The organism is Acidovorax sp. 106 (genome assembly GCF_003663825.1).
Lineage (GTDB): Bacteria > Pseudomonadota > Gammaproteobacteria > Burkholderiales > Burkholderiaceae_C > Acidovorax.
The window spans coordinates 2895025-2916278 of record NZ_RCCC01000001.1 but is presented as its reverse complement, the minus strand read 5'-3'; the positions used below and the strand labels follow the sequence as shown (position 1 = coordinate 2916278).

20 protein-coding genes are annotated in these 21254 nt (G+C 61.3%); 6 read left to right on the top strand and 14 right to left on the bottom strand.

Annotated elements, in window-relative coordinates:
• Window positions 1-106: 106 nt before the first annotated feature.
• From rpoE to C8C98_RS12900, 9 genes are all read right to left on the bottom strand, one after another.
• Window positions 107-733 (bottom strand): RNA polymerase sigma factor RpoE, encoded by a 627-nt coding sequence (gene rpoE / locus C8C98_RS12945; RefSeq protein ID WP_099658155.1) that lies wholly within the window; start codon window positions 731-733, stop codon window positions 107-109.
• A gap of 780 nt (window positions 734-1513) precedes the next feature.
• Window positions 1514-2758 carry a beta-ketoacyl-ACP synthase II gene (fabF, locus tag C8C98_RS12935; protein ID WP_121454618.1) on the bottom strand — a complete coding sequence of 415 codons (1245 nt, stop codon included), beginning with the start codon at window positions 2756-2758 and terminating at the stop codon, window positions 1514-1516.
• Between the two features lie 47 nt (window positions 2759-2805).
• Window positions 2806-3045, bottom strand: a complete 240-nt coding sequence (gene acpP, locus C8C98_RS12930) for an acyl carrier protein (protein ID WP_044397886.1) — start codon at window positions 3043-3045, stop codon at window positions 2806-2808.
• Between the two features lie 104 nt (window positions 3046-3149).
• The gene (gene fabG / locus C8C98_RS12925) at window positions 3150-3896 is read right to left on the bottom strand and encodes a 3-oxoacyl-ACP reductase FabG (protein ID WP_121454617.1); all 747 of its coding nucleotides are present in this window, start codon (window positions 3894-3896) and stop codon (window positions 3150-3152) included.
• A complete protein-coding gene (gene fabD, locus C8C98_RS12920; RefSeq protein WP_121454616.1) occupies window positions 3893-4837 on the bottom strand; it encodes an ACP S-malonyltransferase in 945 nt (314 codons plus the stop codon). The genes fabG and fabD overlap by 4 nt, the downstream gene beginning before the upstream one ends.
• A 58-nt stretch (window positions 4838-4895) precedes the next feature.
• Window positions 4896-5873, bottom strand: a complete 978-nt coding sequence (locus C8C98_RS12915) for a beta-ketoacyl-ACP synthase III (protein WP_121454615.1) — start codon at window positions 5871-5873, stop codon at window positions 4896-4898.
• Window positions 5873-6925: a phosphate acyltransferase PlsX gene (gene plsX, locus C8C98_RS12910; RefSeq protein ID WP_121454614.1), complete on the bottom strand. Its 1053-nt coding sequence runs from the start codon at window positions 6923-6925 to the stop codon at window positions 5873-5875. Before plsX ends, C8C98_RS12915 begins: the two co-directional genes overlap by 1 nt.
• Before the next feature lie 104 nt (window positions 6926-7029).
• On the bottom strand, window positions 7030-7212 hold the full coding sequence (gene rpmF, locus C8C98_RS12905) for a 50S ribosomal protein L32 (protein ID WP_005794249.1): 183 nt from the start codon (window positions 7210-7212) through the stop codon (window positions 7030-7032).
• A gap of 101 nt (window positions 7213-7313) precedes the next feature.
• The gene (locus C8C98_RS12900) at window positions 7314-7865 is read right to left on the bottom strand and encodes a DUF177 domain-containing protein (protein WP_121454613.1); all 552 of its coding nucleotides are present in this window, start codon (window positions 7863-7865) and stop codon (window positions 7314-7316) included.
• 25 nt (window positions 7866-7890) lie between these two features.
• Between C8C98_RS12900 and C8C98_RS12895 the strand changes: the two genes are divergently transcribed.
• Together C8C98_RS12895 and C8C98_RS12890 are read left to right on the top strand one after the other, a co-directional pair.
• Window positions 7891-8490, top strand: a complete 600-nt coding sequence (locus C8C98_RS12895) for a nucleoside triphosphate pyrophosphatase (protein WP_121454612.1) — start codon at window positions 7891-7893, stop codon at window positions 8488-8490.
• Window positions 8487-9302: an SAM-dependent methyltransferase gene (locus C8C98_RS12890; RefSeq protein WP_121454611.1), complete on the top strand. Its 816-nt coding sequence runs from the start codon at window positions 8487-8489 to the stop codon at window positions 9300-9302. The genes C8C98_RS12895 and C8C98_RS12890 overlap by 4 nt, the downstream gene beginning before the upstream one ends.
• A 147-nt stretch (window positions 9303-9449) precedes the next feature.
• On the opposite strand, the gene C8C98_RS12885 is transcribed toward C8C98_RS12890, so the two are convergent.
• The 4 genes from C8C98_RS12885 to C8C98_RS12870 form a co-directional block, all read right to left on the bottom strand.
• A complete protein-coding gene (locus C8C98_RS12885) occupies window positions 9450-10526 on the bottom strand; it encodes a S49 family peptidase (RefSeq protein ID WP_121454610.1) in 1077 nt (358 codons plus the stop codon).
• A gap of 117 nt (window positions 10527-10643) precedes the next feature.
• On the bottom strand, window positions 10644-11012 hold the full coding sequence (locus tag C8C98_RS12880; RefSeq protein ID WP_369827673.1) for a Rieske (2Fe-2S) protein: 369 nt from the start codon (window positions 11010-11012) through the stop codon (window positions 10644-10646).
• Between the two features lie 52 nt (window positions 11013-11064).
• Window positions 11065-11736, bottom strand: a complete 672-nt coding sequence (locus C8C98_RS12875; RefSeq protein WP_121454608.1) for an HAD family hydrolase — start codon at window positions 11734-11736, stop codon at window positions 11065-11067.
• Between the two features lie 10 nt (window positions 11737-11746).
• Complete coding sequence (locus tag C8C98_RS12870) at window positions 11747-12757, bottom strand: RluA family pseudouridine synthase (protein WP_121454607.1); 1011 nt, start codon at window positions 12755-12757, stop codon at window positions 11747-11749.
• 582 nt (window positions 12758-13339) lie between these two features.
• On the opposite strand from C8C98_RS12870, the gene C8C98_RS12865 reads away from it, so the two are divergent.
• From C8C98_RS12865 to queF, 4 genes are all read left to right on the top strand, one after another.
• Window positions 13340-16378: an Rne/Rng family ribonuclease gene (locus tag C8C98_RS12865; protein WP_121454606.1), complete on the top strand. Its 3039-nt coding sequence runs from the start codon at window positions 13340-13342 to the stop codon at window positions 16376-16378.
• A gap of 242 nt (window positions 16379-16620) precedes the next feature.
• Window positions 16621-17397 (top strand): peroxide stress protein YaaA, encoded by a 777-nt coding sequence (yaaA, locus tag C8C98_RS12860; RefSeq protein WP_121456238.1) that lies wholly within the window; start codon window positions 16621-16623, stop codon window positions 17395-17397.
• Between the two features lie 56 nt (window positions 17398-17453).
• Entirely contained in the window at window positions 17454-18347 is an 894-nt protein-coding gene (locus C8C98_RS12855) for a 2OG-Fe(II) oxygenase (protein WP_121456237.1), read from the top strand.
• A gap of 61 nt (window positions 18348-18408) precedes the next feature.
• Entirely contained in the window at window positions 18409-19257 is an 849-nt protein-coding gene (gene queF, locus C8C98_RS12850; RefSeq protein WP_121454605.1) for an NADPH-dependent 7-cyano-7-deazaguanine reductase QueF, read from the top strand.
• 286 nt (window positions 19258-19543) lie between these two features.
• On the opposite strand, the gene C8C98_RS12845 is transcribed toward queF, so the two are convergent.
• On the bottom strand, window positions 19544-21103 hold the full coding sequence (locus tag C8C98_RS12845; protein WP_121454604.1) for a PAS domain-containing methyl-accepting chemotaxis protein: 1560 nt from the start codon (window positions 21101-21103) through the stop codon (window positions 19544-19546).
• Between the last annotated feature and the right edge of the window lie 151 nt (window positions 21104-21254).

Sequence of the window (21254 nt, the reverse complement as noted above, 5' to 3'; positions counted from 1 at the left end):
ACATACAGATCTGCACACTTCGGTATCGCCTTCTTCCGCACCCGACCAAAGCCAACTCACTGCGTCATCTCACGGAAAGAAGGAAAGAGGCGCAGCCATGTCCCAGTCACCACCGCTTGCCAGACTGTTTGTCCAACAGCGGGCGCACTTTCGCAGAAATCGCCTCACGGGCCCGAAAAATCCGGGACCGAACCGTACCAATAGGGCAATTCATTGCCAGCGAAATTTCTTCGTAGCTCAGCCCCTCAATCTCGCGCAGCGTCACAGCCTGCCGTAAATCCTCAGGCAAAGCCTCCATAGCGGCATTCACCACCCGAGCAATTTCCTGTGCAGCCAAAACGGTTTCTGGCGTTTCTTCGGTGGTTAGTTCATTGTCAACGCGGGAAGTTTCATCCTCATCGTCTCCACCTCTGAGGGCGTTCTCGGAAATGACCGGATTGCGTTTCATGTCCATCAACGCCTTTTTGGCGGTGTTCACAGCAATGCGGTAGAGCCAGGTATAAAACTGGGCATCCCCCCGAAACTGGTGCAGCGCCCGATAAGCCCGGATGAAGGTCTCCTGTGCAATGTCCTGCACCAGATCTGTGTCGCGCACCATCCGGCCGATCAGGCGCTCGATGCGCCTTTGGTATTTGATGACCAGCAGCTCGTAGGCTCGCTGGTCACCTGCAACCGTGCGCTCCACCAGTTGGAGATCGCTGTCTGCAGGAAGGGAAGGCGGGGTTACATTCATGGGCACTCAGAAATCACGCCTTAGGGCTCTCGGCTTGGCGCCTCGGTAGATTGGACAGCAGTGGGGGCTGCCTGCATGGCGGGCGAATATACCGCACGGCGCAAATCACCCCAGCGGTCAGGGCGCTGCGAGCGCTCAAGCCACAACCAAAGCGGAGCATGGCCATCCCTGCGCACCAAGATCCACAGCGTGTGCTGCAAATCCAGAATAACGGCAGGCGCCTGCCGCAAGGCCGCGCCCTCCTCAGACATCCCTGCCTGCGCCGAATCGGCAGCTTGTAAGGCCCAAACTTGCCCGTTCCAGGCCAACAAGCCATGCGGAGACCGCCGCCAGTACCCCAAAGCACCCAAAGCCGCGATCACCCAGCCCAAAATCGCCACCAGGGCAAAGGCACCTCGACCTGCGGCAGTCCACACACTCGCTGCATACCAAGCAACTCCAGCACCGGAAACCACAGCGAGCCACACACAAAGCCAGCCCAATACGGCACTCCTTGCAAAAGGGTAGCGCACAGCTGGCGCCGTATATTTGACAGAGGCCATCATGGCATCCCCGGATGCTGGGTGTTGGGGCGTAAAAAAGGCAGTCGCAGCAGGCCAATGCAGCAGCGACCCCGGGGCAAGCCTAACGAACCCAGACTCGACCACCCCTGCACAGGCCGCTGAAGCCTTCGCAACGGCACCCCCAAAAGACAAAAGGGCAGACACCCCACATCAAAAACATGGAATATCCACCCTAAAGCCACCAAGCGCTCAGCGCAACGTAGCTTGTATCCGCGCATCAAACCCGCTTGAAAACCAGCGAGCCGTTGGTGCCCCCAAACCCAAAATTGTTCTTGAGAGCAATGTCGATCTTCATGTCACGCGCCGTATTGGCACAGTAGTCCAAATCACACTCAGGATCCTGGTTAAAGATGTTGATCGTCGGTGGCGCCTTTTGATGGTACAGCGCAAGCACCGTGAAAACACTTTCGATACCACCAGCGCCGCCGAGCAGGTGCCCGGTCATCGACTTGGTCGAGCTGACCACCGTGTGACGCGCATGGCCACCCAAAGCAGCCTTGATGGCATTCGTTTCGTTCAGATCACCCAGCGGGGTTGAGGTCCCGTGGGCGTTGAGGTAATCCACCTGGTCGGCATTGATGCCCGCGTTACGCAGTGCATTGAGCATGGCGCGGCGTGGCCCATCCATGCTGGGTGCAGTCATGTGCCCCGCATCAGCACTCATGCCAAAGCCTGTCAATTCCGCGTAGATTTTTGCTCCACGTGCCTTGGCGTGTTCGTACTCTTCCAGCACCATCACACCAGCGCCTTCGCCCAACACAAAACCATCGCGGTCTTTGTCCCAGGGGCGCGAGGCCGTCTTGGGATCATCGTTGCGTGTGGACAAGGCGCGCATGGCAGCAAAGCCGCCAATACCCAGCGGAGACACCGTGGACTCTGTGCCACCGGCCACCACCACATCCGCATCGCCGTATTCGATCATGCGACCGGCTTCTCCAATGCAGTGCAAGCCCGTCGTGCATGCGGTCACCACAGCCAGGTTGGGGCCCTTGAAACCAAAACGCATCGACACATGCCCAGCCACCATATTGATGATGGAGGCAGGCACAAAGAATGGTGTGATACGGCGAGGCCCCCGGCTGGCGTACTCGGCGTGGGTGTTTTCTATCAGCGGCAAACCGCCGATGCCAGAACCAATCACGCAGGCAATGCGGGTGGCAAACTCTTCGTCGAGTGCCTCGCCCGTAGGCAAACCCGCATCCTGCACAGCCTGCGCTGCTGCTGCGATACCAAAATGAATGAAGGAGTCCATCGCACGCGCATCTTTGGCGCTGATGTAGGACTCCAGGTCCAATCCCTTGACCTCACCTGCAATCTGGCAGGAAAAATTCGACGCATCGAACTTGGTAATGAGGTCAATGCCGGACTTGCCGGCAAGGATGTTGGCCCAGGCATCGGCCACCGTGTTACCCACGGGGCTGACGCAACCCAGGCCGGTCACGACAACGCGACGACGGCTCATGCGTGAAAACCTTCTACTGATCGCTTGAGTCAGGCGCAGGGCGCCGCTCAGGCCTTCTGGTGATTGTTGGCGTAGTCGATGGCGTTTTGCACCGTGGTGATCTTTTCCGCGTCTTCGTCGGGGATCTCGATGCCGAACTCGTCTTCCAGTGCCATCACGAGTTCCACGGTGTCGAGGGAGTCTGCGCCGAGGTCAGCCACGAAAGACTTTTCGTTGGTGACTTGGGACTCTTCCACTCCGAGTTGTTCGGCAATGATTTTTTTGACGCGTGCTTCGATATCGCTCATGGTTTCCCTCTGGGGGTTGTGAATGAATCCGCGATTCTAGCTGGTAAGGAGATTCCCTCCTCATCAGCCCGCCGTCGGGATAAAGCGGCGTTAACTTGTCTCAATTACATGTACATGCCGCCATTGACGTGCAACTCCTGCCCCGTCACATAGCCAGCTTCACTCGATGCCAAGTAGGCCACTGCGTGCGCGATGTCTTGCGGCTTGCCCATGTGACCCAACGGGATCTGGGCATTGAGGGCTTTTTGCTGCTCTTCGGACAACACGGAGGTCATGTCGGTCTCGATGAAACCGGGTGCCACGCAGTTGACGGTGATGTTGCGGCTGCCCAGTTCACGGGCCAATGCACGCGTCATGCCAGCCACACCGGCCTTGGCGGCAGCATAGTTGGCCTGCCCTGGATTGCCCGAAGCGCCAACCACACTGGTGATGCTGATGATGCGGCCAAAACGCTGCTTCATCATCGGACGAATGGCCGCCCGGCTCACGCGAAAGACCGCCTTCAAATTGGTGTCGAGCACGGCATCCCAGTCCTCGTCCTTCATGCGCATGGCCAGCGTGTCGCGAGTAATACCCGCGTTGTTCACCAGTACATGCAAGCCACCTTGTTGCTTGACGATGCCATCCATGAGCGCCTCAACAGCAGCTACGTCATTGACGTTCAAATTGGCACCGCGGCAACCAGGGTAAGCCGCCAGCGCCTGGCCAATGCGGGCAGCGCCTTCATCGGTCGTTGCGGTACCCACCACTTGATAGCCACGCACGGCCAACTCCAGAGCAATGGCAGCGCCAATGCCGCGAGAGGCACCCGTTACCAAAGCCACCTGCACTGCTTTCACCAAATCAGTCATTTCACAATCTCCATCGCTTCAGCCAGGGTGGCTGGGTCATACAGGGGCACGCCCGTCAACTCGGCATCGATCCGCTTGGTTAAACCAGCCAGCACCTTGCCGGGACCGGCTTCCACCACATGCGTGACGCCACGCGCTTTCAACGCCTGCACACATTCCACCCAGCGAACAGGACCAAAGGCCTGGCGATAGAGGGCATCACGGATCTGTCCCGCATCAGTGCAAACGGCCACATCAATGTTGTTGACCACTGGGATCTGCGGCTCAGCCAATGCCAAACCATCCAAAGCCAGGCGCAGCTTCTGCGCAGCAGGCTTCATCAGGCTGGAGTGGAAAGGGGCAGACACCGGCAATGGCAAGGCACGCTTGGCACCAGCTGCCTTGAGAAGCTCACAGGCCTTGTCCACGCCCGCCTTGGTGCCAGCAATCACGGTCTGTGCAGGGTCATTGAAATTGACCGCCTCCACCACCTCGCCACTACCCAGCGCCACGACAGCTTCAGCGCAGCCTGCAATGACCTTGGAGGCTTCCAACCCCAAAATGGCCGCCATGGCCCCCACCCCAACAGGCACAGCCTCTTGCATGGCAGCCGCACGCAACCGCACCAGCGGCGCTGCTTGCGCCAAAGTCAACACACCAGCCGCCACCAAAGCCGAATACTCACCCAAGGAATGACCCGCCAGCGCCAATGGTTTGGCCCCACCCTCAGCGCACCACACTCGCCAAGCGGCCACACCTGCCACGAGCATCACGGGCTGCGTGTTGGTGGTCAATGCCAAGGCTTCCTTAGGGCCTTCATGAATAAGACGCCCCACATCTTCACCCAGGGCATCGGAGGCCTCGCGCAGCGTTTGCTGCACCGCCGGGTGGTCACCCCAGGCATCCAGCATGCCCACAGACTGCGAGCCCTGCCCAGGAAAAACAAATGCGAATGATTTCATAGCTCTGCAATATTCAGATAAAAATAGCCTCTAGCGCACATCAATAAAGCGCCAATAGCTACATTTTTAATAGCACCGCACCCCAGGTAAATCCACCACCCACCCCTTCAAGCAACACCGTCTGCCCTGCGGTCACTTGGCCATTGCGCACCGCATGGTCGAGCGCCAAGGGAATAGAAGCGGCCGAGGTATTGCCATGCTGATCCACCGTCACCACCACTTTGTCCATGGATAGCTTCAGCTTGCGGGCCGTGCCCTGCATGATGCGGATGTTGGCCTGATGGGGAATCAACCAGTCGATGTCGGCTTCCGCCAGACCGGCTTTATTCAGCACCGCATGAGCGGCTTTCTCCAGCACGCCCACCGCCAACTTGAACACGGCTTGACCATCCATCTTCAAGACAGGGTCACCCAATATGTGTCCGCCAGACACATTGCCAGGAACGCAAAGAATGCCCACATGCTTGCCATCGGCGTGCAAGTCGCTGGCCAGAATGCCAGCCGTGTCAGAAGCCTCTAGCACCACCGCCCCAGCACCATCACCAAACAAGACACAAGTGGTGCGGTCATTGAAGTCGAGAATGCGGCTGAAAACCTCGGCACCTACCACCAGCGCACGGCTGGCTGCGCCCGACTGGATCATTGCATCAGCCACCGACAGCGCGTACACGAAGCCACTGCAAACCGCTTGTACATCAAACGCTGGGCAGCCATTGGCGCCCAGCTTGTTCTGCAAGATGCAAGCCGTGGACGGGAACACCATGTCTGGCGTGGAGGTCGCCACGATGATCAGATCAATGTCTTGGGGCTGCACACCCGCAGCCTCCAAAGCTTGGCGTGCAGCCTCATACCCCAGGTCGCTGCTGGTGACGTCCGGCGCAGCAAAGTGCCGCGCCCGGATGCCCGTGCGCTCCACAATCCATTCATCAGAGGTTTCAATACCACGCTGGCCCAATTCGGCCACCAGATCAGCGTTGGTCAATCGGCGTGGAGGCAGGTAGCTACCTGTGCCGGTGATGCGGGAATAACGTCTCATCAATGTGTCGTCGCCGAAACACCGGCCTTGGCTTGTACATCAGCGGGGGCCAGGAGGGGCGCCGCATGCGCAATCCGGGTCCGGACACGGTCGAGCAGGTTGTTGCGGGCTGCATCATACGCCCGGTTCAAAGCCTGCTCGAAAGCCAGCACGTCCGCAGATCCATGGCTCTTGAACACCAGTCCGCGCAACCCCAAAAGGGCCGCACCGTTGTAGCGACGGTAGTCGATGCGCTTCATCAAAGCTTTTAAAACAGGATAAGCAACGATGGCTGCAGCTTTGGTAAAAATATTGCGAGAAAACTCATTTTTGAGCCCACCCACCACCATGGAAGCTACACCTTCACTGGCCTTCAACGCAACGTTGCCCACAAAGCCGTCACACACAACGATGTCAACGGTGCCCTTGAAGATGTCATTGCCTTCCACGTTACCGTAGAAATTCAGATCACCCAAACTGGCCGCAGATCGCAGCAATTCACCTGCTTTTTTGATGACTTCGCTGCCTTTGATGATTTCCTCACCAATATTGAGCAAGCCAACAGTGGGCTCCCCGCCGTCTTGGAGGGCTGACACCAGCGCAGACCCCATGACAGCGAATTGCAAAAGATGTTCGGCCGAGCAATCCACATTGGCCCCCAAATCCAGCACCGTGGTGGCACCACCTTGTGCATTGGGCAGCTGGGTCGCAATGGCAGGGCGGTCAATGCCATCCAGAGTTTTCAAGATGTAGCGAGCGATCGCCATCAAGGCACCCGTGTTGCCTGCGGACACAGCCGCAGCCGCAGCTCCATCTTTGACCTGTTGAATGGCCACGCGCATGGAAGAATCTTTCTTCTTGCGCAAAGCCACCTCCACAGGATCATCCATGGCAACCACTTCAGAGGCCAGCACAACACTGGCCCGCTCGTGCGAGAACGATTGGAGACTATCCTGCAAGCCGACCAGCAGCAAACGGGCTTGGGGGTGGGAATCTAGAAACTGGCGACACGCCGCGAGCGTGACGCGGGGGCCATGGTCGCCCCCCATGCAGTCAACAGCCAGTGTGATCATGGGCGACTTGTCCAGCCAACGGCTTTGGCTGAAAGAAAAATACGACGATCAAAACAAAGGCCCGCACTACACAAAGTAGTTGCGGGCCTTGATGGGTGCTGAAATTAGGCTTCAGACTTGTTCTTCAGCACTTGGCGGCCACGGTAGAAACCGTTAGGGCTGATGTGGTGACGCAGGTGAGTTTCACCAGTGGTAGGTTCCACAGCAATGCCTGGCACATTCAGTGCATTGTGCGAGCGGTGCATACCGCGCTTGGAAGGGGACTTTTTGTTTTGCTGAACTGCCATGATGGCTCCTGGTCTTGAATAGGGTTGGTAAAAACGCGATCAGCCCAATAAGACACGAGGGGGATTCGCGAGAAGCCCTCGATTATAACCCAAACAATAAATCATGTCCCTTTTTCGTCTTTTCGCAGCGAGGCGAGCGCTGCAAAGGGGTTGGGCTTTTCAGAGTTCGCGGCCTCAAAGTCCTCGTCCGACGATGCCAGAGGGACCGAGCTTGGACACTCATCATGCTTTGGCACCACAGGCAAGGCCATCAGCAACTCATCTTCAATCAGCTCACGCAAGTCAAACTCCCGGCTCAGTGCCAGCAAATCCTCATCGCAATCGTCATCCAGGGCTTCGGCGGTGGCCTCATCAGCCACAAATCGGAACGAACGCTCCACATCCAGAGGCACATCCACAGGTGTCATGCACCGCTGGCATTCCATCGGAAAGCTGGCGTGAACCGACAGATGCAACCAGACTTGGCCCGTGCCCCCCAGTTCGGTACGCACTTCACCAGCCACTTTCCAATCGACGAGCAAATCCGGGTGCAAGCCTTTGGCCTCTTGCGCCAAGCGCTCATATTTCAGGAGAGAGTCGTGACCTGACAGCTGACCTCCCGCCTGCGCGAAAGCCTTGATGTCAAGCCGGTCGGGAGAGAATTCCTTGGTCATGGCGGCAGTGTAAGAGAATCAGCGCATGCATCAATCCCCCACCCTGCCACGCCCTCTGGTATTGGGCTCCACCTCGCCCTACCGGCGCGAGCTGCTCTCGCGCCTGAACATAGCCTTTGACGTGGCCGCCCCTCATGTCGACGAAACCCCGCAAGCCAACGAAGCCCCCCGCACACTGGCTATGCGGCTGGCACTGGCCAAAGCGCAGGCCGTGGCACTGCTGCACCCGCAAGCCATCGTCATTGGATCGGACCAAGTGGCCGATCTGGCGGGAGAACCCCTCGGCAAACCCGGCACCCATGAAAGAGCCACCGTGCAACTGCAAGCCATGAGCGGCCAGACGGTGGTATTCCAAACCGCAGTGGCCGTGGTGTGCGCCAGCAGCGGGTTTCAACAGGTAGACCTGGCTGCAGTAGAGGTCAAATTCAGAACCCTCGATGCAGACGAAATCGAGCGTTATCTACAGGCAGAAAAGCCTTACGACTGCGCTGGCAGCGCCAAAAGCGAAGGCCTGGGCATCAGCCTGCTGGATGCCATCGTGAGCGACGATCCCACCGCCTTGATCGGGCTGCCGCTGATTCGAACCTGCCGCATGCTGCGTGCTGCAGGGTTGGTGCTGCCATGAGCCAGTCGCCAGCACCCGTCGCCAGCGCACCATCAACCAACGCCGCGCCAGGTCGGCTTTATCTGGTCCCGGCGCCACTCGACTTTGGCTGCGACGCACAAGCCCCCCTGCAAGAGGTGCTACCGCAATCCACCATCCTGCAAGCCGCCCGGCTAAACCACTGGATTTGCGAGAACGCCAAAAGTACCCGGGCATACCTCAAGCGCATTGATGCGCTGGAAACCCTCTCAGCCCCAGTGCAAGCCCAGCAAATTACTGAATTACCGCGCGAAGTGCACAAAAAGGGAGACCATGGCGACAAAGGTGCCCCCGTGTTTGACGCCCGCCCCCTCCTATCTGCCGCACTGCAAGGACACGACATCGGCCTGGTCAGCGAAGCGGGGATGCCTGCCGTGGCGGACCCAGGCTCGTCCATTGTGCGTGCCGCACACGATCTGGGCATTGCCGTGATGCCACTGGTGGGCCCTGTCTCCTTGCTGTTGGCACTGGCGGCCAGCGGCATGAACGGACAGAACTTTGCTTTTGTGGGCTACTTACCCCAAAGCGGGCCAGAGCGAGCGCAGCGCATGAAGGAACTCGAATCCATCGCGTTGAAAACAGGGCAAACGCAGGTGTTTATTGAAACCCCCTACCGCAATGCCGCCCTGTGGCAAGCCCTGACCCAGACCCTGCAAACCAACACCCGATTGGCCATGGCCGCAGGACTGACGCTGGAAACATCCCAAATACACAGCCAGCCGGTCAAGCAATGGCGCCAAAAAGCAGCGCCAGTGGACAACCGCACGCCCACCGTGTTCTTGATCGGCAGATGAGCGCAGGCCAGTTGCCACGCCGACCAAACCGATACTCAAAAGCAAAACCCCCGGCTACCGCACAGGCAACCGGGGGTTCAGATACGAAAGAATCGGAAGAGTCACTGCTGGCAGCGTCACCAGCGAGGTGGCACCTAAAGCACCTAACTATCGCAGTTGCGGCGCCGCAATGGCCGTAGCCGCCTTGGCAGCGCCGTACCCCATCGCCGCGCCAAAGCGCTTCACCAAACGCTCAGCCACATTGTCACGGCGGGTGTAGTCAATGATGTCTTCCGCCTTGACGACTTCACGGGCCACATAGTCGAGGTTGCCCAGCTTGTCCGCCAAGCCCATCTCCACAGCCTGCTGCCCTGTCCAGAACAAGCCACTGAAGGTCTCGGGCGTGGGCTTGAGCCGGTCACCGCGCCCCGACTTCACCACCGCAATGAACTGCTGGTGGATCTGGTTGAGCATGGCCTGTGCATAAGCACGCTGTTGCTCGGTCTGGGGGCTGAAAGGGTCCAAAAAGCCCTTGTTTTCACCCGCCGTGAGCAATCGGCGCTCCACCCCCAATTTTTCCATCGTGCCGGTGAAACCAAAACCGTCCATCAGCACGCCAATGCTGCCCACGATGCTGGCCTTGTCCACAAAAATTTCGTCCGCTGCCGCAGCGATGTAGTACGCCGCCGAAGCACAGGTCTCCTCAACCACCGCATACACAGGCTTGTTGTATTTGGCCTTGAGGCGAAGGATTTCGTCATTGATGATGCCCGCCTGCACCGGGCTGCCACCCGGGGAGTTGATCAGCAACACCACAGCCTTGGAACCCTCGTCCTCGAAGGCGCTGCGCATGGCGGCCACCACGAACTCGGCGCTGGCCTCGGCACCTGAAGCGATTTCGCCCTTGATGTCCACCACCGCCGTATGGGGGGCGCTCTTGTTGGCACTCGGGGCGGCCTGCATCATCGCGCCACCAAAAATGGCAAGCACCAGAAGCAACCAGGCAAAGCGAAAGAAAATCTTCCAGCGCCGGGCGGCACGTTGCTCTGTCAATGCGGCCAACGCGAGCTTTTCCAGCACCGCACGTTCCCAGCCAGGCTCGGCAGCCGGCGTGGCACGGGGGGCGCCACCGGGGCTTGAGGATGACGCAGCTGCGGCAGCCTGGGTCGCCCACAGATCAGAAGCGGGCAAAGAATCCTGCGCACTGCCAGGATGATTGGAGGAGGGATTTTGTGGATCAGTCATTCAAAGCCTCCCGCAGACACCCCGGACCCAGAAACAGGCCCGACACAGCGCTGCGGACAGAGAAAACAAGCGACAAAACAGGGGGATACAACAGAACAAGGCACGTAGGAGCAACCCCTAAAACGCCACCGGTTGCAGGTTGTGAGCAGTATGCCAGTGCACCTGGCCACCAGCCTCGGACAAGGCAATTTTCACCAGTCCGCCACGACAAGGCCCGCCAGCACACTGGCCAGTGCTGGGCAAATATGCAGCACCGTGCGTAGCACACAACAACCATTGACCTGTGTCATCAAACAAACGGTTGGGCTGGTAGTCCATTTCCATGGGCACATGGGTGCAGCGGTTCAGATAGGCATGGACAACGCCCTGGTAACGAATGGCAAATGCGCGGCAAACCTGGCCCGCATACTGCACATCAAACGGCACGGCCATGCCCCCATCGCACAGCTCTGCGCTGCCACACAACAAAACAGCCTGCTCAGACAAAGGCGGCACTCCTGGGCAGTGGCGGAAGATGAAAGCAAAACCGCAGCACGCCTCAAGCCTCCTGCTGCAGCCACTCGTGCAACTGCGCCACCGAATGCGCCACATACAACGGTTGCAGCACATGGAACGCATCGGGCTCGTGGGCACCATAGCTGACACCGACGCTGGCGCAGCCTGCGTTCTGGGCCATCTGCAGGTCATGGGTGGTATCACCAATCATGAGCAAGCGCTCAGGGGCCACGTCAAACTCTGCCATCAGCTCCTGCAACATCAAAGGATGGGGCTTGCCCGCTGTCTGGTCTGCAGTGCGCGAGCCATCAAACACCCCGCGCAAATCTACCGCCTGCAAAACATCATCAAGGCCACGGCGGCTTTTTCCGGTGGCGACAGCCAGCAGGTGCCCGCGCTCGCGCAGGGCCGACAACATCGGCAACACGCCATCGAACAAGCTCAAATCGTCCTGGTGCTGCAGGTAGTGAAACCGGTAGCGATTGCCCAGCTCGGTGTATTTTTCAGGAGGCACATCCGGAGCGGCATGCGCCAAGGCGGGCATCAGGGCCATGCCGATCACATAGGCCGCTTCCTTGTCCGATGGCACTGTGCCGCCCACATCGCGCACAGCCTCCTGGATGGAGCGCACGATGATGGCGGTGGAGTCGTACAGGGTGCCATCCCAATCAAAAGCGATCAGGTCAAAGCGGCGCGAACGGACTTGGGACGGCATGGCGAGGCAATCAAACAGAGGGAATGAAGTCTGCCAGTTCAGGGGGCAGCGGGGCGTTCAATGTCACACGCTCCGCGCTGGCAGGGTGGCTGAACTGTAACCGCCACGCATGCAAAAACATGCGCTTGAGCCCCAGTCTGTGCAACCGCTTATTCAGGTCAAAGTCGCCGTATTTGTCGTCGCCCACAATGGGATGGCCCTGGCTGGCCAAGTGGACCCGGATCTGGTGCGTGCGACCGGTCTTGATGGTGACCTCCAGCAACGTCATCGCAGGCAAGCCTTGCAAGGGCCGCGCAGGCACCGCTTGGCGCACCTTGACCAGAGTGATAGAGCGCATCCCTTCCGGGTCATCTACCGTGGTGACACGCACCCGGCGCTCACCATCGGCCTGCAGGTATTTGTGCAACGGCAAGTCGATCACCTTGTTGCTGGCCGTCCATGAACCCGTGACCAACGCCAGGTAGGTTTTGCCAGTCTCCCGTTCCCTGAACTGGTCTTGCAAGTGAGTGAGCGCAGACCTTTTCTTCGCCACCAGCAAGATGCCGGAGGTTTCGCGGTCCAGCCGGTGCACCAGCTCCAGCAACTTGGCCTGGGGGCGTGCCTGGCGCAGTTGCTCAATGACGCCAAAGCTCACGCCGCTGCCGCCATGCACCGCCACACCGGCGGGCTTGTCGATAGCGAGCACATGCTCATCTTCCAAAAGAATGGGGAATTCACGCGCGGGCGCAGGCCTCTCGGCCTTCTCGGCCACTTTGTCCGACACCCGCACCGGCGGCAGGCGCACCACATCGCCGGACTCCACCCGAGTGTCTGCACTGACGCGGCCTTTGTTAATGCGCACCTCGCCGCTGCGGATGATGCGATAGACGTGGGTTTTCGGTACCCCTTTGAGGTGGCGTATCAAAAAGTTATCAAGCCGCTGCCCCGCCGAATCCTCATCGACTTCGACCAGACGGACTGCAGGAGGGTTGGAAGCCGGGGCCCGGTCCAGCGGTGGTTTGCCCCCTATAATGTGTTTCACCTGCGCGTTGTTTTGTAAGTGGTTGATTTGTCTGGAGTTTAGTCCACTCAGCCATGCTACTTGCGCAGGCAGGTCGATGCCAGCGGGTGTCGCACACGCAGATTGCGGGCCAGATGCCCGCAATGGCCTGTGCAGCAGTCGGCGGGCTGACAAATTGAAACACTGATACGGAATCCCCCAAGCCGGCAGATGCACCCTACCAGGGACAGGTCTGCCGGTGGATCGAAGCGAGCATGTGGTTGTTGATGGCATGGATGATGACTTTGTGGCGGCGGCACTTGCCCCTGGCCCTGCACGTCCAATTGCCCGCAGCGCCCCGCCAGCAAGCGCAAGAAGCTATTAAATTTGTAGCAAATCTGCGCCATTCTCACTCGCCCCCATCCAAGCGCCCTTGCCTCCCGTGCTGAGTTCACCCTCGGCAGCCTGAGTCATCCCCGGCAATTCCCTTCGTTTCGATCCGTCAGTCCAGGCATTTACGGCTCCTATAGAGCTTGTCATTGGTTTGGAACTGTGGGTGGCAGCCCGCTACAGCAACTGAGCTGTGCCGCTGCTGTCCGCGAAACAACGAGAAGGAATCGCATCATGAAGCGGATGCTCATCAACGCCACGCAGCCCGAAGAACGCCGCCTGGCCATCGTCGACGGACAAAAGCTCCTCGACTACGAAATCGAAATCGAAGGGCGCGAACAGCGCAAGGGCAACATCTATAAAGCCGTCGTCACGCGCGTAGAGCCCTCGCTCGAAGCCTGTTTTGTGGACTACGGCGAAGACCGCCACGGCTTCCTGCCATTCAAGGAAATCTCGCGCAGCTACTTCACCCCCGGTGTCTCGCCCAGCCAGGCCCGCATCAATGAAGTGATCAAGGAAGGCCAGGAACTGCTGGTCCAGGTCGAAAAGGAAGAGCGCGGCAACAAGGGCGCCGCCCTGACCACGTTCGTGTCACTGGCCGGCCGCTATGTGGTGCTGATGCCCAACAACCCCCGTGGCGGTGGCGTATCGCGCCGCATCGAGGGCGAGGACCGCGCCGAGCTCAAGGAGGCGATGGACCAGCTGGAATACCCCAACGGCATGTCCATCATCGCGCGCACCGCTGGCATTGGCCGCACCGCGCCCGAGCTGCAGTGGGACCTGAACTACCTGCTCAAGCTGTGGAACGCCATCGACGGCGCCGCCAAGGGTGGAAAGGGCGCCTTCCTGATCTATCAGGAATCGAGCCTGGTGATCCGCGCGATCCGCGACTACTTCAACAACGACATCGGTGACATCCTCATCGATACCGACGACATCTACGAACAGGCACAGCAGTTCATGGCGCACGTCATGCCCGAGCATGCCGCCCGCGTGAAGCGCTACCGCGACGACGCCGCCCTGTTCAGCCGCTTCCAGATCGAGCACCAGATCGAGTCGGCCTACGCCCGCACCGTGCAACTGCCCTCGGGCGGCGCCATCGTGATCGACCACACCGAAGCACTGGTGTCGGTGGACGTGAACTCGGCCCGCGCCATCAAGGGCGGCGACATCGAGGAAACCGCCACCCGCACCAACCTGGAAGCCGCCGACGAAGTGGCCCGCCAGATGCGCCTGCGCGACCTGGGCGGCCTGATCGTGATCGACTTCATCGACATGGAAGAGTCGAAGAACCGCCGCGAAGTCGAAAACCGCCTGCGCGACGCCCTGCGCCAAGACCGCGCCCGCGTGCAGTTCGGCACGATCAGCAAGTTCGGCCTGATGGAAATGAGCCGCCAGCGCCTGAAGCCCGCTTTGAGCGAAGGCTCCTCCATCCCCTGCCCCCGCTGCGGCGGTGCAGGCCACATCCGTGACACGGAATCGTCGGCCCTGCAGATCCTGCGGATCATTCAGGAAGAGTCGATGAAGGACAACACCGCTGCCGTGCACTGCCAAGTGCCCGTGGAAGTGGCTTCGTTCCTGCTCAACGAAAAACGCACCGAGATCGCCAAGATCGAACTCAAGCAACGCGTGAGCGTGCTGATGGTGCCCAACAAGACGCTGGAAACCCCCAACTACCGCTTGGAACGCCTCAAGCACGACGACCCACGCCTGGACCACATCGACGCAAGCTACAAGCTGGCCGAAGACGTGGAAGACCCCACCGCCGTGACGCGCCGCTCGCAAGAGCCGACCAACAAGCAGACGCCAGTGATCAAGGGCGTGCTGCCTGATGCGCCCGCTCCGGTGGCCGAGCCCCGCCCCGAAGGCGTTGCGCGCCCTGCCCGCAATGGCAATGGCCACGCCCCCCGCAACGGCACTGCTGCACAAGCCGCGCCAGCACCTGCCCCCGCCGCAGCTGTGCCACAAAAAAAGGGCTTCTTTGCCTGGCTCAAGAGCCTGTTTGGCTTTGGTGCAGCCCCTGCACCAGCCCCAGTGGCAACACCTGCGCCTACTGCACCCGCGGAAGGCAATGGACGTGGTGAATCGCGCCGCGATGGCCGCAGCGAAGGCCGGGGCCGCCGTGGTGGCCGAGACGGCGCCCGTGACGGCAGCCGCGAAGGTGGCCGCGACACCAATCGCGATGCTGCTGGCAATGTGACCGAAGGCCGTGGACGTCGCAACGACCGCGGCACCGAAGGCCGTGCCCCGCGCGACGGCGACCGCCGCCCAGAAGGCGAAAGCCGCAATGCCGAAGGCCGCAACACCGAGGCACGTGAGGGCCGCAATGGTCGCGATGGCCGTGGCCGCCGCGACGCCGAAGGCCGCAGCACCAACGCCGCCCTGAGCGGTGAGCAAAATGCGGCCCCCGCAGAAGCCCTGGCCAACGTCAACGCCAACGGCGCTGATGCCGGCACAGCACCAGCACGCGGCGAACGCGGCCCACGCCGTGAACGCGGTGACCGTGGTGAGGGCGGCCGCCGCGAGCGCGGGGAACGCAGCCCGCGCAATGCCGAAGGCCAGGAGCGCAGCGCGCCAGCCATGGACTTTGTGGACACGTCGCCCATGGCGTCGCTGCCCGACCTGGACCTGACGGGCAACGAGGTTGCCACCCCAGCGGCAGCACCCGCGACGGAGGAACGGCGCGAGCGCCGCTCCCGCGACCGCTACGGCCGTGACCGCCGCGAGCGTGGCGAACGTGCGCCCCGTGAAGGCAGTGACAACGCCGCAGAGGCCCAGCCACTGAACGCAGTCCCAGCAGCAGACGCTGCCCCGACCGTGGCAGAAGATGCGCCACGCCGCAGCTACTTCAGCAGCCCCACAGCAGATGCCCCAGCCTCGACAGGTGTGGCAGTTGCAGAAGTTGCCCCTCGCGAGCAGGCTGTACCTGCACCGGTGGCAGCACCATCGGCTCCCGTCGCAACAGCCCCTGCGGCCCAACCTGTGGCAGCAGCCCAGGCTAAGCCCTCGGGCATGCCCCGCGTGCAGTCCTACACGCTGCCGATGGATTCGCTGCACCAAGTGGCCACCGCCTCAGGGCTGCAGTGGGTGAACTCGGACAGCGACAAGGTCGCTGCCGTGCAGGCCGCCATTGCGGCAGAACCCAAGCCCGTGCACGTTCCCCGTGCACGCCCACCGGTTGTGGTGCTGGACGAAGGCCCGCTGGTGCTGGTGGAAACCCGCCGCGACCTGGCCGCCATGACGCTGCCATTTGAGCAGCCTCCAGCGGCGTAACACATGGCGCACACAGCCTGCGCCGTATAGCGCAGCTGCACCCCCTCAAAGGCGGCCTTGGCCGCCTTTGTTTTTTGGGGCTGTGCGCCAACACGGGACATGAAGCGCTGCAATCCAAAGGGGGACTCACGCCGTGCCCGCATCCCTCAAAATAAGACATTGAGCGCATGGCGCAGGATCACCAAGCCCTGCACAGCTTCGCCCCGACTCACCCATCAGCCACCCTGCCCCTCCATCGCACCATGCTGTTTTTGCTGTCCCCCGCCAAGTCACTGGATTACGACACCCCCGTCCCAGAGAGTCTGCCGCACACACGCCCACAGTTCGTGCCCCAGTCCACCGCGTTGATTGAAGTGCTGCGCGAAAAGTCTGTGCAAGACATTGCCTCGCTCATGGACCTGAGCGACCCCTTGGCGGCGCTGAACGTGGCCCGCTACCAGGCCTGGAAGCCGCAGTTCACCGCCCACAACTCACGCCAAGCCGTGCTGGCCTTCAACGGCGATGTGTACGAGGGTTTGCAAGCCCGCAGCCTGGGGGCGGACGACCTGGACTGGGCGCAGCGCCACGTGGCGATCCTAAGCGGCCTGTACGGCGTATTGCGCCCGCTGGACCGCATGCAACCCTACCGCCTGGAGATGGGCACGCGCCTGGCCACAGAGGCGGGCAACACCCTGTACCAATACTGGGGCCGCCAGATTGCCGAGCACCTGAACACCCAGTTGCGCTCAGACACCACGCCCGTGGTCGTCAACCTTGCCTCGCAGGAGTACTTCAAGGCGGTAGACCGCAAGGCCCTCAAGGCCCGCGTGATCGAATGCGTGTTTGAGGACTGGCAAGGCGGCGCCTACAAAATCATCAGCTTTTACGCCAAGCGCGCACGCGGGTTGATGGCGCGCTATGCCATCACCCAGCGGCTGAGCACACCGCACCAGCTCGAAGGCTTTGACCTGGAGGGCTACGCCTTTGACGCGCTAGCATCCGAGCCTGAGCGACTGGTGTTCCGGCGCAAGCCCGCTTGACTCGCTCACCCGCCCTCCCGCTTTTTCCAATGTTGTCCACGTTTGAGGTCCCGACCATGGCCCCATCCCCTGCCCAGCACAGCACCACCACCCGCAAGCCCTCGGCCCAGTCCATCACCCCCGAGCTGCGCCGCTGGATCATCGAGCAGGCCCAGGCGGGCTTCTCAGCCCCCGTGGTGCTGCAATCCATGCGCGATGCAGGCTGGGACGAGGACGTGGCCGCCGACGCCATGGAAACCACGCTGCAAGAGCACCTGAACACGCTCGCCGTGCAACAAGGCCAACCCAGCGCCGTGCCGGTGCCCGAGCCCTTGCTGGGCGACTCCCCTGCCCTGCTGGACGCCGGCGACCGCCAGGTGCAAGTGCTGCTGCAACTGGCCAAGCCCCGCGTGGTGGTGTTTGGCAACCTCCTCTCTCCAGAGGAATGCGATGCCCTGATTGCCGCCGCCAGCCCGCGCATGGCCCGCTCGCTCACGGTGGCTACCAAGACAGGCGGCGAAGAGGTGAACGACGACCGCACCAGTGACGGCATGTTCTTCCAACGCGGCGAAAGCACTTTGGTGCAGACCATTGAGGAGCGGATTGCCAAGCTGCTGCAATGGCCCATCGAAAACGGTGAAGGCGTGCAAGTGCTGCACTACCGCCCCGGGGCCGAATACAAGCCCCACTACGATTACTTTGACCCTGCCGAGCCCGGCACGCCCACCATCGTCAAGCGCGGTGGGCAGCGCGTGGGCACGCTGGTGATGTACCTCAACACCCCAGAAAAAGGCGGCGGCACCACCTTCCCCGATGTGTTCCTGGAAGTCGCCCCCCAGCGCGGCAATGCCGTGTTCTTCAGTTACGAGCGGCCCCACCCCTCCACCCAAACGCTGCACGGCGGTGCACCGGTGATTGCGGGTGAGAAGTGGATCGCCACCAAGTGGCTGCGCGAGCGCGAGTTCAAATAAGCATCAAATCATGCTCTAGCGCTTGATTAACAAGCGCTAGAAGCTACTATTTTTATAGCAAATGACCAACACCCCTGAACAATCTCAGCTGGGCAAAGCCTCGGCCTACACCGACCAGTACGACCCGACGCTGCTCTTCCCCATCCCACGCGCGGGCAAGCGGGCCGAGATCGGCATTGCCGACGCGCCACCGTTTTTCGGGGCCGATCTGTGGACGGCGTTTGAGGTGTCCTGGCTGAACCTGCGCGGCAAGCCCCAGCTGGCGCTGGTGCACTTCACCATCCCGTGCGAGTCGCCCAACATCGTCGAGAGCAAGTCCTTCAAGCTCTACCTCAACAGCTTCAACAACACCCGCTTTGCCGATGCCAGCGAGGTGCAAGCCCGCCTGCGCGCCGACATCAGCGAGGCCGTGTGGCGCGGCGCGCCCCACCCCGCCACCGTGGGTGTGAAGCTGATTGCGCCCGAACTGTTTGACCAGGAACCCGTGCACGAGCTGGACGGCCTGAGCCTGGACCGCCTGGACGTGGAATGCACCCACTACCAGCCCGCGCCCGAACTGCTCAAAGCCCAGTTTGACGAAGCCCCGGTGACCGAGGTGTTGACCAGCAACCTGCTCAAAAGCAATTGCCTGGTCACCGGCCAGCCCGACTGGGGCAGCGTGCAGATCCGCTACACCGGAGCGCAGATCGACCAGGAGGGGCTGCTGCAGTACCTCGTGAGCTTTCGCAACCACAACGAGTTCCACGAGCAGTGTGTGGAGCGCATCTTCATGGACGTGTGGACGCGCTGCCAACCCATCAAGCTGATGGTGTACGCCCGCTACACGCGCCGGGGCGGGCTGGACATCAACCCCCTGCGCACCAGCCACCCCCAGGCGCTACCCGCCAACGTGCGCACAGCGCGGCAGTAATGGCGACTGTCTGCGGTACCCAGCCCCATTCGGGGCCGTTGCGGGGTTGGCGCACCCACCCAAAACCGTTCACACGGAGCCCGTCAAAGCGCTGCGCAAAGCAGGGAACCTGTTGACGGTCTTTTCGGGGTCGCGCAAATGCCTTGCCAGGATGGGCTGCTAGGCACTGCGCGCAGCCCAGCCCCCATGCAGGGCGGCCCATGCCATTGGCAAGCGGTGCAGCGACGCCGACCACCCGGCAAGAATGGCCCCATGGGGTGCAAGCGGGCCTCAAAACGAGCCCAGCTCAATTCATCTTAAAAACATCCACCGACAACCCCAGCGCCTGCGCGCTGGACTTGAGGTTTTGGGCAGAAGCGGTGGACTCTTCGACCAAAGCGGCGTTTTGCTGCGTGACGGTGTCGAGCTGCGTGACGGCCTCATTCACCTGCGCGATGCCAATGGCCTGCTCCTTGGTGGCCGCAGTGATTTGCTGCACCAAGGCACTGACGCGCTGCACTGCATCCACCACCCCGCCAATGGTGGTGCCCGCATGGTCCATCTGCTGTGCACCGCTGGCAATCTGGCTGACAGTGACATTGATCAGGCCGCTGATCTCTTTGGCCGCGCCGGCGCTGCGCTGCGCCAGCGCCCGCACCTCACCCGCCACCACCGCGAAGCCACGGCCCTGCTCACCTGCACGGGCCGCCTCCACCGCGGCATTGAGCGCCAGCAAATTGGTCTGGAACGCGATGCCCTCGATCAAACCCACGATCTCATTGATCTTGGCCGAAGACTGCTGCATCTGCCGCATGGACGCCCCCAGCTCATGCACGGCCTGCCCGCCGCTGGTAGCGATCTGGCTGCTTTGCTCACTCTCATGCGACACCTTGGCCGCAGTGTCGGCCGTCTGGCGCACGGTGCTGGCCAGCTCCTCCATCGATGCCGCAGTCTCTTGCAGGCTGCTCGCTTGTGATTCGGTGCGTGCCGACAGATCGTGGCTGCCTTGTGCAATCTCTGCAGCAGCCTCGGTGAAGTGGCGCACCTCCGTGCGCACATCACCCACCACGGCGCGCAAGTTCACCTGGGTTTGCTGCAGGCGGTGCACCAGGCTGCGCAGCGGCTCGGGGCAGTCGGCCCGCATTGTCGAGGTCAGGTTGCACCCCGACAAATCGGCAGCAAAACGACTGGCTTCGCCAATGCCTTGCACCACCGCCACCTGAAAGCGCCACAGCACCGCGCCCGCAGCCAGCAACAAAAGCCCCACCCTTGCAGCCGTGGCTGCAGTGCCCTGCATGCCCAGCAGGTCAGGCACCATGGCCAGCAGAACCAACCACAGCAGCATCCAGGCCATGCGCTGGGTGAGTGGAAGTTGCCCCAGCCGCTGGACCACGCCGCGCCACCCCACACTGCGCAGCGCGCCCGCCTCCAGCCGAAGGCTGGCACGGCCCGATGCGGCCTCTGCCCGCATTTGCGCATACAAGGCCTCGGCCGCTGCCGCCTCTTGCGCGCTGGGCTTGGTGCGCACTGACATGTAGCCGCGTGGGTGGCCAGCCTCCATGATCGGGGTGACATTGGCGCGCACCCAATAGTGGTCGCCGTTTTTACGGCGGTTCTTGACCAGCCCGGTCCAAGGCTCTCCACGGCCAATGGTGCGCCACATGTCCTTGTAGGCCGGCGCAGGCATATCGGGGTGGCGGATGATGTTGTGGGGCTGCCCGATCAGCTCCTCATAGCTATAGCCGCTGACCCGCACAAAGGCCGCATTGCAGTGCGTGATCTCGCCCTTGGTGTTGGTGCTGGAGACGAGCAACTCATCGCCCGGGAAATCGTAATTCTGTTGCGTGACTGGCAAATTGATACGCATGCAACTGTCCCCTTCATAGTTATGGCCGCATACGCCCTCCACCACGCCAAACGCTGGTTCAGCGCACCGCAGCTACTCCACTGCCGACGTTACGGTTTGATACCAATCAAGTTTAACCACCACACAGCCTTCTTTTCACATTGTTTTCACA

Excerpts from the sequence above, each read along its gene's own strand:
- rpoE (WP_099658155.1), bottom strand. The coding sequence starts at position 733 with ATGAATGTAACCCCGCCTTCCCTTCCTGCAGACAGCGATCTCCAACTG.
- fabF (WP_121454618.1), bottom strand. The coding sequence starts at position 2,758 with ATGAGCCGTCGTCGCGTTGTCGTGACCGGCCTGGGTTGCGTCAGCCCC.
- acpP (WP_044397886.1), bottom strand. The coding sequence starts at position 3,045 with ATGAGCGATATCGAAGCACGCGTCAAAAAAATCATTGCCGAACAACTC.
- fabG (WP_121454617.1), bottom strand. The coding sequence starts at position 3,896 with ATGACTGATTTGGTGAAAGCAGTGCAGGTGGCTTTGGTAACGGGTGCC.
- fabD (WP_121454616.1), bottom strand. The coding sequence starts at position 4,837 with ATGAAATCATTCGCATTTGTTTTTCCTGGGCAGGGCTCGCAGTCTGTG.
- C8C98_RS12915 (WP_121454615.1), bottom strand. The coding sequence starts at position 5,873 with ATGAGACGTTATTCCCGCATCACCGGCACAGGTAGCTACCTGCCTCCA.
- plsX (WP_121454614.1), bottom strand. The coding sequence starts at position 6,925 with ATGATCACACTGGCTGTTGACTGCATGGGGGGCGACCATGGCCCCCGC.
- rpmF (WP_005794249.1), bottom strand. The coding sequence starts at position 7,212 with ATGGCAGTTCAGCAAAACAAAAAGTCCCCTTCCAAGCGCGGTATGCAC.
- C8C98_RS12900 (WP_121454613.1), bottom strand. The coding sequence starts at position 7,865 with ATGACCAAGGAATTCTCTCCCGACCGGCTTGACATCAAGGCTTTCGCG.
- C8C98_RS12895 (WP_121454612.1), top strand. The coding sequence starts at position 7,891 with ATGCATCAATCCCCCACCCTGCCACGCCCTCTGGTATTGGGCTCCACC.
- C8C98_RS12890 (WP_121454611.1), top strand. The coding sequence starts at position 8,487 with ATGAGCCAGTCGCCAGCACCCGTCGCCAGCGCACCATCAACCAACGCC.
- C8C98_RS12885 (WP_121454610.1), bottom strand. The coding sequence starts at position 10,526 with ATGACTGATCCACAAAATCCCTCCTCCAATCATCCTGGCAGTGCGCAG.
- C8C98_RS12875 (WP_121454608.1), bottom strand. The coding sequence starts at position 11,736 with ATGCCGTCCCAAGTCCGTTCGCGCCGCTTTGACCTGATCGCTTTTGAT.
- C8C98_RS12865 (WP_121454606.1), top strand. The coding sequence starts at position 13,340 with ATGAAGCGGATGCTCATCAACGCCACGCAGCCCGAAGAACGCCGCCTG.
- yaaA (WP_121456238.1), top strand. The coding sequence starts at position 16,621 with ATGCTGTTTTTGCTGTCCCCCGCCAAGTCACTGGATTACGACACCCCC.
- C8C98_RS12855 (WP_121456237.1), top strand. The coding sequence starts at position 17,454 with ATGGCCCCATCCCCTGCCCAGCACAGCACCACCACCCGCAAGCCCTCG.
- queF (WP_121454605.1), top strand. The coding sequence starts at position 18,409 with ATGACCAACACCCCTGAACAATCTCAGCTGGGCAAAGCCTCGGCCTAC.
- C8C98_RS12845 (WP_121454604.1), bottom strand. The coding sequence starts at position 21,103 with ATGCGTATCAATTTGCCAGTCACGCAACAGAATTACGATTTCCCGGGC.